Annotated in this window: 12 protein-coding genes; 8 read left to right on the forward strand and 4 right to left on the reverse strand. The window is 70.6% G+C overall.

The features are described 5' to 3' along the window. Window positions 1–2: 2 nt before the first annotated feature. The 3 genes from AOK01_RS04075 (at window position 3) to AOK01_RS04085 (ending at window position 2,469) form a co-directional block, all read left to right on the forward strand. Window positions 3–1,040 (forward strand): PHP domain-containing protein, encoded by a 1,038-nt coding sequence (locus tag AOK01_RS04075; RefSeq protein ID WP_055508458.1) that lies wholly within the window; start codon window positions 3–5, stop codon window positions 1,038–1,040. 85 nt (window positions 1,041–1,125) lie between these two features. After that, a complete protein-coding gene (locus AOK01_RS04080) occupies window positions 1,126–1,782 on the forward strand; it encodes an HAD family hydrolase (protein ID WP_055508460.1) in 657 nt (218 codons plus the stop codon). A gap of 78 nt (window positions 1,783–1,860) precedes the next feature. Next, entirely contained in the window at window positions 1,861–2,469 is a 609-nt protein-coding gene (locus tag AOK01_RS04085) for an NAD(P)-dependent oxidoreductase (protein ID WP_055508462.1), read from the forward strand. A 39-nt stretch (window positions 2,470–2,508) separates the two neighbouring features. Here AOK01_RS04085 and AOK01_RS04090 read toward each other — a convergent pair whose 3' ends face one another. Continuing rightward, window positions 2,509–3,408 (reverse strand): LysR family transcriptional regulator, encoded by a 900-nt coding sequence (locus tag AOK01_RS04090; protein ID WP_055508465.1) that lies wholly within the window; start codon window positions 3,406–3,408, stop codon window positions 2,509–2,511. A 56-nt stretch (window positions 3,409–3,464) separates the two neighbouring features. On the opposite strand from AOK01_RS04090, the gene AOK01_RS04095 reads away from it, so the two are divergent. Beyond that, a complete protein-coding gene (locus AOK01_RS04095; RefSeq protein WP_079103150.1) occupies window positions 3,465–4,271 on the forward strand; it encodes an inositol monophosphatase family protein in 807 nt (268 codons plus the stop codon). 302 nt (window positions 4,272–4,573) lie between these two features. On the opposite strand, the gene AOK01_RS04100 is transcribed toward AOK01_RS04095, so the two are convergent. Both AOK01_RS04100 and AOK01_RS04105 read right to left on the reverse strand, forming a co-directional pair. Then, window positions 4,574–4,867 (reverse strand): hypothetical protein, encoded by a 294-nt coding sequence (locus AOK01_RS04100; protein WP_055508522.1) that lies wholly within the window; start codon window positions 4,865–4,867, stop codon window positions 4,574–4,576. A gap of 89 nt (window positions 4,868–4,956) precedes the next feature. Beyond that, complete coding sequence (locus tag AOK01_RS04105) at window positions 4,957–6,369, reverse strand: ROK family transcriptional regulator (RefSeq protein WP_055508469.1); 1,413 nt, start codon at window positions 6,367–6,369, stop codon at window positions 4,957–4,959. 179 nt (window positions 6,370–6,548) lie between these two features. Between AOK01_RS04105 and AOK01_RS04110 the strand changes: the two genes are divergently transcribed. The 4 genes from AOK01_RS04110 to AOK01_RS04125 are packed head-to-tail and all read left to right on the forward strand — an operon-like array spanning window position 6,549 to window position 11,141. Continuing rightward, window positions 6,549–7,865, forward strand: a complete 1,317-nt coding sequence (locus AOK01_RS04110; RefSeq protein WP_055508471.1) for an ABC transporter substrate-binding protein — start codon at window positions 6,549–6,551, stop codon at window positions 7,863–7,865. Window positions 7,866–7,872: 7 nt separating this feature from the next. Then, window positions 7,873–8,862 (forward strand): carbohydrate ABC transporter permease, encoded by a 990-nt coding sequence (locus tag AOK01_RS04115; RefSeq protein ID WP_055508473.1) that lies wholly within the window; start codon window positions 7,873–7,875, stop codon window positions 8,860–8,862. Then, the gene (locus AOK01_RS04120) at window positions 8,855–9,730 is read left to right on the forward strand and encodes a carbohydrate ABC transporter permease (RefSeq protein WP_079103151.1); all 876 of its coding nucleotides are present in this window, start codon (window positions 8,855–8,857) and stop codon (window positions 9,728–9,730) included. Before AOK01_RS04115 ends, AOK01_RS04120 begins: the two co-directional genes overlap by 8 nt. A 52-nt stretch (window positions 9,731–9,782) precedes the next feature. Further along, entirely contained in the window at window positions 9,783–11,141 is a 1,359-nt protein-coding gene (locus AOK01_RS04125) for a GH1 family beta-glucosidase (RefSeq protein ID WP_055508477.1), read from the forward strand. Window positions 11,142–11,144: 3 nt separating this feature from the next. On the opposite strand, the gene AOK01_RS04130 is transcribed toward AOK01_RS04125, so the two are convergent. Then, window positions 11,145–12,158 (reverse strand): phosphotransferase family protein, encoded by a 1,014-nt coding sequence (locus tag AOK01_RS04130; protein ID WP_055508478.1) that lies wholly within the window; start codon window positions 12,156–12,158, stop codon window positions 11,145–11,147. Window positions 12,159–12,322 lie beyond the last annotated feature (164 nt).

Raw genomic sequence — 12,322 nt, forward strand, 5'->3', positions numbered from 1 at the left:
GCATGGACCCGGCCGAGGCCCTGGACCGTATCGCCTTCCTGCTGGAGCGGTCCCAGGCGCCCACCTATCGCGTACGGGCGTTCCGCACGGCGGCGGACGTCGTGACGGGACTGCCCGCCGACGAGGTGGCCCGGAGGTCTGCCGAGCGGTCGCTGGAGTCGCTGAAGGGCGTCGGGCCGAAGACCGCCCAGGTGGTGCGCGAGGTGCTGGCCGGAGAGGTCCCCGGCTATCTGGAGAAGCTGGAGCAGGAGGCCGCGGGCCCCCTCGTCCAGGGTGGCGAGGAGCTGACGGCCCTGCTGCGCGGTGACTGCCATCTGCACTCGGACTGGTCGGACGGTGGCAGCCCCATCGAGGAGATGGGCCGTACCGCGGCGCGGCTCGGCCACGAGTGGGCGGTCCTCACGGATCACTCGCCGCGGCTCACGGTGGCCCGCGGCCTGTCTCCCGAGCGGCTGCGGGAGCAGTTGGACGTGGTGGCGGAACTGAACGAGCGCTGGGCTCCGTTCCGGCTGCTCACCGGCATCGAGTGCGACATCCTCGACGACGGTTCGCTGGACCAGGAGCCGGCACTGCTGGACCGGCTCGACGTCGTGGTGGCGTCGGTGCACTCCAAGCTGCGGATGGACGCGGCCGCGATGACACGCCGGATGGTCGCCGCCGTACGCGATCCCCGGTCCGACGTACTGGGGCACTGCACGGGGCGGCTGGTCACCGGACGGGGCCGGCCCGAGTCGGAGTTCGACGCGGACGCGGTGTTCGAGGCCTGCGCCGAAACGGGCACGGCGGTCGAGATCAACAGCCGCCCCGAACGGCTCGATCCGCCACGCCGGCTGCTCCGCCGGGCCGTCGCGGCGGGTGTGCTGTTCTCCGTGGACACCGACGCGCACGCACCCGGACAGCTCGGCTGGCAGGCGTACGGATGTGCGCGGGCCGAGGAGTGCGGGGTGCCGCCGGAGCGTGTGGTCACTACTTGGTCGGTGGAGGAGCTGCTGGCCTGGACACGCGATCGCGTGACTCCGCCGGGCGTGCGGGCTCCGTGACGCGGTACTCGGAGACGCCGTACTCGGGGACAGCGCGGTGCCCGCCACCGTGACACCGCGCGACATCGCTGCGAAGGGACGACGTATGGAGCGGGCGGCCGTGTTCGACGTGGACGGCACTCTTGCCGACACCAATCACCTTCATGTGACGGCCTGGTGGGAGGCGTTCCGGCAGGCGGGACACGACGTGTCGATGCACGCCGTGCACCGGGCGGTCGGCCTCGGTTCCAGTGACCTGATCGCGCATCTGCTGGGCGACAAACGGGATACCGAGGAGGACGACACGATCAGCGCCGCGCACAAGGCCGTGTACGGCACGTACTTCGAGCGGCTGAAGCCGTTGCCTGGCGCCGGGGATCTGCTGCGGCGTCTCGACCGCGACGGGTGGATGGTCGTGCTCGCCACCTCCGCCGGCGGACCGGAGCTGACGGCGCTCCGGCGGGCCATCGACGCCGACGACGTCATCAGGGCGACGGCGAGCGCCGACGACGTGGACGCCGGGAAACCCGCGCCCGATCCCGTGGAGCACGCCCTGGAACTCGTCGGGGCCGTCGCCGAGCACTCGGTCTTCGTCGGTGACACGGTCTGGGACATGCGCGCGGGCACCCGGGCGGGCATCCCCTGCGTGGGGGTGCTGTGCGGCGGCATCCCGCGCGCGGACCTGGAGGCGGCCGGGGCGAGCGCCGTCTACCGGGACCCGGCCCACCTCCTCGCGTCACTGTCGGGAAGCCCCCTCGCGTAAGCCAATTGCATATAGGTAAAGCATGCCTTAACGAGCATGCACTTGTTGTTAAGTCTCCTGGTCACTAGCCTTTTCCGCATGGACCTCATCATTCTCGCGGCGTCCGGCAGGACCGGGCTCGCGATCACTCGGCAGGCGCTGGAGCGCGGCCACACCGTCACCGCGATAGCGCGTGACCCCGAACGCGTCACCCTTCCCGGCCACGCCGCGCTGCGTGTGGTGGCGGGCGACGTGCACGATCCCGCGAGCATCGCGGCCGTCATCGACGCGGATTCCGTCGTGCTGTCCGCCCTCGGCACCGAGCAGGCGGGCGTGCTGCTCGCCGGCGCCGAGGCGGTCGTCGCCGCCGGGCCGGGGCGCGTCATCTGGCTCGGCGCGTACGGCACGGGCAGGTCCGCCGCGGTGGCGGGAGAGGCAGCGGGCATCCTCGGGAAGCTGCTGGGCGACCGGCTGGCGGACAAGGTCGCGGCCGACGACATCGTGCTCGCGGCGGGCGGCACCGCCTTCCATGCCGGGGTGCTCGCCGACGGACCGGAGAGCCCGGCCCGTCGCACGGTCGGCCTGGAAGCCGCGCCCCCGTTCGACCTCACCGCGACGGTCACCCGTGACACGGTGGCGGCGGCCATGCTCGACGAGGCGGAGACGCCCCGCTTCACCGGCACCGTGGCCCTGCCGCTGACCGGCTGAACCAACCAGCTGACTCCAACCGTCCAACCGGCTAACCGGCTAACCGGCGAGGATCTCCGCGAACACGGCCTGGACCTGGGTGCGGAGCCAGGCGTGGGCGACATCGGAGTCGTAGCGCTGGTGCCAGTTGCAGTTGATGACCGCCGCCGGAAAATCGACGGGCAGCGGCCGGGTGACCAGACCGAACGCTTCGACGAGCGGGCGGCTGAGCAGCGCCGTGGTCGTGACCAGCACATCGCGTCGGCTCGCCACCTGGAGGGCCATCGGGACGGTCGCCACGGCCGCGACGACCCGGCGGCGCAGGCCTTCGGCGGCCAGCACGTCGTCGATCGGCGCGCTGAGACGGCCTCGCCGGGAGACGAGCACATGCGGCCACGACGCGTACGAGCGCAGATCAAGGCTGTCGGCACAGGGATGGCCGGGCCGCATCGCCACGACGAGGGAATCGTGGCCGAGGGTCTCGGACCGGAACTCGGGAAGGCTCGGTCTGTCTCCGCTGAGTTCGAGGTCGACCTGACCGTGGCGCAAGCCGTCGGTGTCGGTGGAGGTCTCGGCCAGCACCCGTAGCTGCACGCCCGGGGCCTGCTCCTGGATCCTGTCGATCAACGCGGGTACGAGCGACGCGGCCAGCGCGTCATGGCACTGGAGCGTGAACGTACGGTCCAGCCCGTCGAGGTCCAGCTCGCGGCTCGGCGAGAGCACCTCGTTGCCCTGCCTGACCAGCCGGTGGACGTCGTCGCGGATCGCCGCCGCGTACGGCGTGGGGGTCATGGTGTGGCCGGTGCGCACGAGGATGTCGTCGCCGGTCAGCCTGCGGAGCCGGCCGAGCGTACGGCTGACCGCCGGTGACGACACGTGCAGCCGCTCGGCCGCGCCCATCACGCTGCCCTCTTCCAGCAGGGCGTCGAGCACCGTCAGAAGGTTCAGATCCACTTGCACGCCAGTAAACCCCGACCACGCCTAGTTCCACGTTCCACCGAATCGATCAGGAGAACATGATGACAGTGCTGGGAAACGAAGCGCACGGAGACGAAGTACTCGCGGCCGCGGGAGATGCCATCCGTCGCGCCGGCACGCTGCTGCTGAAGCGCTACTCCACAGAGAACCGCCCGGCCGGGCTCAGCGAGCTCCTCGCGGACGTCGGCGCCCATCACGTGGCCGTCACCGACGTGCTGCGGCCGGCCCTGACCGAGATCCTGCCGAGCGCGGGCTGGCTCGACGACGAACACGGGGCGGGTGCGCTGGCCGGGGGCGAATGGTGGCTCATCGACCCCATCGGCGGCAACGTCAACGCCGTGCACGGCATGACGGACTGGAACGTCGGCGTCAGTCTGGTGCGGGACGGACGTCCGGTGCTGGCTGTGCTCTACTTCCCGCTGCTCGACGAGATGTTCACGGCCACGGCGGGCGGCGGGGCGTTCCTCAACGGCGTCCCGCTGCGGGTGTCCGCCAAGACGTCGCTGGACGGCGCGATGGTCGGTACCGGCCAGGCGAAACCCGGCCAGAGCACCGCTGTCCTGGAGCGGATCGGCTCTTCCTTCACGGCGATGATGAAGGAAGTCATCTATGTACGGATCTCCGTCCCGGTGACCCACCAGCTCGCCCAGGTCGCCGCGGGCCGCATGGATCTGCACTGGCAGTTCGACAACGTGCGCGCTCATGTGGCCGGCGTGCTGCTGGTCCGGGAGGCGGGCGGTGTCGTCACCGACCTCGACGGCGAACCGTGGAAGGTGACCAGCGAGAGCTACCTCGCCGCCGCACCCGGCGTGCACGCCGCCGCGCTCGCCGTACTCACCGCCTGACCCCGGAGGCCGGGGCCCGTGACGTCCTGCCGCAGCGAGCCGTGACGCAGATCACGACTAGCACCTTCCCGACCAGGGAACACCCGCCAGTAGTTTCCCGTTAAATCGACTGTGGGTGCGGATGGGACAGTGTCCCCGGGCCTCACCTTCCGCCCACAGGGACGATCGTTCGGCTGAAGCCCTGTGGAGCATTCCGCCGAGAGGCGACCGCCCATCCGTGGCCACCCACAAACGGCCCCGACCGTGATTCCCCCGTCCGGTCGGGGCCTTTCCCTTGCCCGGCTCAAGTCCGTCTGCCCCGCTCAGGCGGGCGACTCCTCCGGTCCCGGGTCCTCCGGGTGCACGGTGCTCGTATGCGGGGCGCCCTGCCTGCCGGTGCCCGCCTCGTCGGTGTCGGGGACGTCCGCGGCGTCGGCGTCGGCGTCGGTGTCCTGCTCCGACTCCGGGGCGTCCTCGTCCGAGCCCTCGCGCCGCCCGGTCACGGCCGGCGCGACGTCCCAGGGGTCCTCGCCTTCCCGCACCTGCTGGTCCGGCAGGTCCCGGGGCACGGGGCCGTCGTTCTCCTCGGGCGTCGTCCTGCTCCCGTAGTCACTCACGATGTGCACCCCTCCTCTGCGGGCGAAAACTCCTTGTCGGACAGGGTCCGGGTACCTGCCGGGACGCCTCGGCAAACCCGCGCAGGGCGTCAATGAGGGGCGCGTTCCTCCAGAGCCGCGCGCCAGGCGGGAAGCGGCGCGTCCCCCGATCCGGAGCCCGATCCCCCGCCCGAGCCCACGCCCGTGCCCACGCCCGGACGTCGTCCACCGCGTGCGAAGAAGTCGGCCAGCGGCAGGATCGCCGCGCCGACCGTCACCGCGTCGGGGCCGAGGGCGCCGAGCTCGATGGTGACCCGCTCGGCCGGGTGGCGCAGCGCGTACGAGACGGCGTGGGCGCGGACGGCGGGCAGGAAGCGGGAGCCCAGCTGGAGTCCTGCCCAGCCGCCGATGAGGATGCGTTCCGGCTGGAAGAGGTTGATCAGGTCGGAGAGACCCGCGCCCAGGTACTCGGCCGTCTCCTCCAGCACGGCCAGCGCCACGGGGTCGGGCACCGGATCGGTCACGGGATCGGTCACGGGGCCGGCCAGCGGGTCGGCCCCGGCGCCGTCGGCGGAGGGCGCAGAGTACGCGGAGCTCGTGGAGTGCGCTGGGTAGGCGGCGGCCAGCATCGCCGTGAGCGCGGTCTCCTCGTCGACCCCCTTCGGCGGTCGTCCCCCCGCCTCCTCCCAGCGCTCAAGGAGCGCCTCCGCCCCGGCGTACGCCTCCAGACAGCCGAGCGCACCGCAGCGGCAGCGGCGCCCCCTGACCCGTACCGTGAGGTGGCCCCATTCCACCGCCCGGCCCAGTTCCACGTCGTCCGAGACGAGGCTGGCGCCGACGCCCGAGCCGAAGAGGACCACGACCGCGTTGTGCGCGCCCCGTCCGGCGCCGAACCACATCTCGGCCTGGCCGAGGGTCTTGGCGCCGTTGTCGGTGAAGTACGGGACGGAGTCCGGGAGCCCGCAGGCGGCACGCAGCAGGGACTCCAGCGGGACGGACGGCCAGCCGATGGTCTGGCCGTGCACCACGGCGCCCTCGGTCTCGGTGCGTTCCACGATGCCGGGCACGCCGATGCCCACCCCGAGCAGCCGCTCGGCGGCGATGCCGGCGGCGGCGAGGACCTCGGCGACGCCGTCGCGGATGTGGCCGACGATGACGCCGACGTCGTAGTCCTGGTGCTCCAAGGGCCGTTCCGTGCGGGCGAGTTCGGTCAGGGCCAGGTCGAAGAGCTCGACGCGGACGCGGGTCTCGCCGACGTCCACGCCGATCATGTGGCCGCTGGCGGGGGCGACCCGGAGCAGGGTGCGGGGCCGGCCGCCGTCCGACTCGACGCTGCCCGCCTCCTCCACCAGACCGTCCGCGACGAGTTCGGCGACCACGTTGCTGACGGAACCGGAACTCAGTCCGGTGGCAGGACCGAGTTCGAACCGGCTCATCGGTCCGTCGAAGTACAGCCTCCTCAGCACGGCGGTGCGATTGCCCCGCCGCAGGTCACGCACCGTGCGCCCGTTCCGCCCCGCCATGTGGTTCCTTCCCGCCGGACCCCCGACCTGCAAGATACCGCTGCGCCATCCCTTGACGCGACTTTCTTCCGGGTCTTAACTCACGTCCTAAATTAAGCCGTGAGTAAGTCGTGGGAGTCGTTCGGGAAATGAACGCACGACGCCTCCCGGCCTGCCCTCCGGAAGGGACGCCTGACGTCATGCGCAGAACCCGAGCCGCTGCCGCGAGCGCGGTCACTGTCTCCCTGCTGGCCGCCGTGACCGCCTGCGGCGGTGGCTCGTCGACGGACGGCGGGTCCAACGACTCGCCGAAGACGCTCACCTACTGGGCCTCCAACCAGGGCGCGAGCATCGAGGCCGACAAGAAGATCCTCACGCCCGAGCTGAAGAAGTTCGAGGAACAGACCGGCATCAAGGTCAAGTTGGAGGTCATCCCCTGGTCCGACCTGCTCAACCGCATTCTGGCCGCGGCCACTTCGGGCCAGGGCCCGGACGTCCTCAACATCGGCAACACCTGGTCCGCCTCGCTGCAGGCGACGGGGGCCCTGCTGCCCTGGGACGCCAAGAACTTCGGCAAGATCGGCGGCAAGGACCGGTTCGTCGAGTCGGCGCTCGGCTCGGCGGGTGCGACCGGCTCCGACCCGGCGGCGGTCCCGCTGTACTCGATGGCGTACGCGCTCTACTACAACAAGAAGATGTTCGAGGACGCGGGGATATCCGGACCGCCCGCCACCTGGGACGAACTGGTCGCCGACGGGAAGAAGATCTCCAAGGACGACAAGTGGGCGCTGGGCGCCGAGGGTGCGAACCCGTCGGAGAACATCCACCATGTCTTCGTCCTCGGCAAGCAGCACGGCGCCGACTTCTTCGACGCCGACGGCAAGCCCGACTTCACCTCCGACGGGGCCGTGGCGGCGGTCAAGCAGTACGTCGACCTGATGGGCAAGGACAAGGTCGTCGCGCCCGGCAACGCCGAGTACGCGCAGAACCAGTCCCTCCAGGACTTCGCCAAGGACAAGACGTCGATGGTGCTGTGGCAGACGGCCTCGGCCACGCTCAAGGCCCACGGCATGAGCGACGACGAGTGGGGCGTCGCGCCGGTACCGGTCCAGTCCGGTACCCCGGGCGCCGGTGAGGCCGTCAACTCGATGGTGGCGGGCATCAACATGGCCGTCTTCAAGAACACCGACAACATCGACGGCGCCCTGAAGTTCGTCAAGTTCATGACGAGCGACGCCGAGCAGAAGGCGCTCAACAAGACCTACGGGTCCATCCCTTCGGTCAAGGCCGCCCAGGAGGACCCCGCCTTCAACACGCCCGCGCTGAAGGTGATCCGCGAGACGCTCGCGAAGAGCGCGGCCCCGCTGCCGCAGGTGCCGAACGAGTCGCAGTTCGAGACCGCGGTCGGCACGGCCGTCAAGGAGCTCTTCGCGGAGGCGGCGGCCGGCCGGCCGGTGTCCACGGCCGCGGTCAAGGAGAAGCTCGACGAGGCCCAGCAGCAGATGCCGAAGAAGTGAGCGTTCGATGACCGTGACCGCCAGTCCCGCGGTCGGGAAGGAGACACCGCCCGGTGCCACGGGGCCTGCCCCGCGCCGCCGCACCGGGCGGGTACGTCGGATCGCCCTGCCGTATCTGCTCCTGCTGCCCGCCCTGCTCCTCGAACTCCTCGTCCATCTGGTGCCGATGGTGATCGGCATCGTCATGAGCTTCAAGGAGCTCACGCAGTTCTACATCCGGGACTGGGGCGCCGCGCCCTGGACCGCCTTCGACAACTACAGCCTGTCCGTGGACTTCGACGCGCCCATCGGCAAGGCGCTGCTCCACTCGTTCTTCGTCACCTGCGCGTTCACCGTGCTCTCCGTGGGCCTGTGCTGGCTGCTGGGTACGACGGCCGCGGTGTACATGCAGGAGAACTTCCGCGGGCGTGGGTTCCTGCGTGCCGTGTTCCTCGTCCCGTACGCGCTTCCGGTGTACGCGGCCGTCATCACCTGGGCGTTCATGTTCCAGCGGGACAACGGCCTGGTGAACCATGTGCTGCACGACCAGCTGGGCCTCACCGACAGCCCGTCCTTCTGGCTGATCGGCGACAACAGCTTCGTCGCGCTGCTCGTCGTGTCGGTGTGGAAGGGCTGGCCGTTCGCCTTCCTCATCGTGATGGCGGGTTTGCAGAACATCCCCAAGGAGCTGTACGAGGCGGCGGCGATCGACGGGGCCGGGCTGCTCCAGCAACTGCGCCGCATCACCCTGCCGTCGCTGCGCCCGGTCAACCAGGTGCTGGTGCTCGTGCTCTTCCTGTGGACGTTCAACGACTTCAACACGCCGTACGTGCTGTTCGGCAAGTCGGCGCCGGAAGCCGCCGACCTGATCTCGATCCATATCTACCAGGCGTCGTTCGTGACGTGGAACTTCGGGACAGGATCCGCGATGTCCGTACTGCTCCTGCTGTTCCTGCTGGTCGTGACGGGCGCCTACCTCGCCCTGACCTCACGCGGACGGAGGGCCGCCGATGTCTAGGACCCTGACGGCGACGCGGCGGTCGCCGATGGCCGCGCCGCGTTCCTTCGTCTGGTCGCGCCGGATCTTCCTCACCCTGCTCACCGGCTTCGTCCTGCTGCCGGTGTACGTGATGCTGTCCAGCTCGCTGAAGCCGCTGGAGGACGTGTCGGGCAAGTTCCGCTGGTGGCCCAGCGGGCTGACGATCCGTCCCTACATCGACATCTGGTCGACCGTTCCGCTGGCGAAGTACTTCCTCAACTCGCTGATCGTGGCGGGCGCGGCGACGGTCTGCTCGGTGGTGATCGCGATCTTCGCCGCGTACGGGGTGAGCCGCTACCGCTTCCGCGGCAAGCGCCTGTTCACCGTGACCGTGCTCTCCACCCAGATGTTCCCCGGTATCCTCTTCCTGCTTCCGCTGTTCCTCATCTACGTGAACATCGGCAACTCCACGGGCATCGCGCTCTTCGGCTCGCGGCTCGGCCTGATCCTCACGTATCTGACGTTCTCGCTGCCGTTCTCCATCTGGATGCTGATCGGGTACTTCGAGTCGGTGCCGCGCGATCTGGACGAGGCGGCGATGGTGGACGGCTGCGGGCCGCTCGGCGCGCTCTTCCGGGTCGTGGTGCCCGCCGCGGTACCCGGCATCGTCGCGGTCGCGGTGTACGCGTTCATGACGGCGTGGGGCGAGGTGCTGTTCGCGTCGGTGATGACCAACGACACCACCCGCACCCTCGCCATCGGCCTCCAGGGCTACGCCACCCAGAACGACGTGTACTGGAACCAGGTCATGGCCGCCTCACTCGTGGTGAGCGTTCCCGTGGTCGCCGGCTTCCTGCTGCTCCAGCGCTATCTGGTCGCCGGACTCACCGCCGGCGCCGTCAAGTGACCACTCCACTCCCTTCTCACTGCCCAACTCCCCCGGACCGGAAAGGACTTCTGTGACCATCGATCTCGCCGCACTCCCCCAGGACTTCGTGTGGGGCACGGCCACCTCGGCGTACCAGATCGAAGGTGCCGTGGCCGAGGACGGCCGTTCGCCCTCCATCTGGGACACCTTCTCGCACACACCGGGGAAGGTGGACGGCGACGACCACGGGGATGCCGCCTGCGACCACTACCACCGGTGGCGCGAGGACATCGCCCTGATGAAGGAGCTGGGCACCAACGCGTACCGGCTGTCGATCGCCTGGCCGCGGGTCGTGCCGGGCGGCGAAGGACCGGTGAACGCCAAGGGGCTCGACTTCTACGACGCGTTGATCGACGGCCTGCTGGCGGCCGGCATCACACCGTCGGTGACGCTCTACCACTGGGACCTTCCGCAGGTGCTGCAGGACCGGGGCGGCTGGGCCGAGCGCGACACGGCGTACCACCTGGCGGCGTACGCGGCGGTCGTGGCCGAACGCCTCGGCGACCGCGTCCAGCACTGGACGACCCTCAACGAACCGCTGTGCTCGGCCTGGATCGGTCACCTGGAGGGCCGGATGGCCCCGGGCCTGACCGACCTCCCGACAGCGGTACGCGCCTCCTACCACCTGCTCCTCGGCCACGGCCTCACCACCCAGGCGATCCGCGCCGCGGCGCCCGGCGCCCAGGTCGGCATCGTCAACAACCTGTCCTACGTCGAGGCGGCCACCGAGCGCCCCGAGGACGTCGCGGCGGCCCGGCGCATGGACGGCCACTCCAACCGCTGGTGGCTCGACCCGGTCCACGGCCGGGGCTTCCCGGCGGACATGCGCGAGGTGTACGGCGTCGAACTCCCCGAGCGGGAGGGGGATTTGGCGACCATGGCCCAGCCACTCGACTGGCTGGGGCTCAACTACTACTTCCCTTCGGCCATCGCGGACGACCCGAGCGGACCGGCCCCGTACGCCGCCGCCGTCCACCGGCACGGTGTGCCGCGCACGGCCATGGACTGGGAGGTCGACGCCGCCGGGATCGAGAGCCTGCTGCTGCGCCTCACGGACGACTACGGCGCCCGGAGGCTGTACGTCACCGAGAACGGCTCGGCCTACCCGGACGTCGTACGCCCGGACGGCACGGTCCACGATCCCGAGCGCACGCGGTACCTCGAACAGCACCTGGCGGCGTGCGCCTCCGCGGTACGCAAGGGGGCTCCCCTCGCGGGCTACTTCGCCTGGTCGCTGCTGGACAACTTCGAGTGGGCGTACGGCTACGACAAGCGGTTCGGCCTCGTCCACGTCGACTACGAGACGCAGCGGCGCACGGTGAAGGGGAGCGGGCGCCGGTACGCGGAGATCATCCGGGAGCACGGCGGCAGGGCGCGCAGGGCCGCCTGAGACTCAGCGGGCCGCGCCGAGGGGGCCCAGTTCGTCCAGGGCCGCGACGAGCTCCGGGGCCACCACGTCCCGGAGCCAGGCGGCATGCCGCTCCCCCATGTCGCGCGGGATCGTCTCGATGAGCATGATCAGGTAGAGATAGCTGCGGTAGAGGGCGAGACGAAGGCGGGCCGAGCGGCCGAACTCGGCTCGCCCGCCCGCCTCCTGATAGCCACTCAGAAAGTCGCGGTCCTTCTCGATGTCGTCGAGCACCGCCAGGGACACGAAGTCCGCCAGGGGGTCGCCCCAGAACATCCGCTCACCGTCGACCAGCCCGCCGATCCTGGGCTCACGACCGCTCTCCGGGCCGCCTCCCGGGCGTTCGACCATGATGTTCCCCCGCCACAGGTCGAAGTGCACCAGGCACGGGACGACCACCTCGTCGAGGGCGTCGTACGCGGACGCGGCCGTGCGGGCCACCTCGTCCACCGGGCGGGGCAGCCACGCACCGTACCGCCGGGCGTCGTCCAGGACGGCGGCGTACATGGCGGTGAAGGCCGAACGCCAGTCGGCGGACAGCGGCCCGAGCGCGCCGGACGGATATCCGAAGCCGGGGCCGGTCACTTGGTGGAGGCGGGCCACGTGGCGCCCCAACTCCTCGCGGAGGCAGGCCTGTTCGTCCGCCGTGTAGCGGCCGTCCCACATGTCGCCGGGACAGGCCGTCATCAGCAGATGCCGACCCGTCGGCGCGGACGCCGCGAAGGAGACGGCCACCACGCGCGGCACGGGCACGTCGACCGTGGCGGCGGCACGGTAGAACTCGACCTCGGCGACGAGAAGATCACGCTCGTGGCTCAGACCGGGGGCGTCCGCCGGAGGCGGGGTCTTCAGTACGTACCGGTCGTGCCGGCCGCCGTCGATGAGGAGCAGCTCCTCGACGGTGTTGTACGTCCCGCCGCTGAGCGCACGGCAGCGCACGAGGCGGCCCGCCGAAATCCCGGCCGCCTCCAGAACCCGCCCGACCCGCTCCTCCGGCACGCCCCCACCCCCGTCTCGCCACGCGCCGCCAGCGTACGGACCACCAAGGGCGACGGGCAACGGCGCGGTCTTTCGCCTGTAAGGGGCGCGGGGAACTGCGCGTCCAGCCCCCACCAACCCGCGCCGGGCCCGCTACGCCCGCTCCCACCAATCCGCCCCCGACC

Source organism: Streptomyces aurantiacus (genome assembly GCF_001418335.1).
In the GTDB taxonomy this organism is placed as follows: Bacteria; Actinomycetota; Actinomycetes; order Streptomycetales; family Streptomycetaceae; genus Streptomyces; species Streptomyces aurantiacus.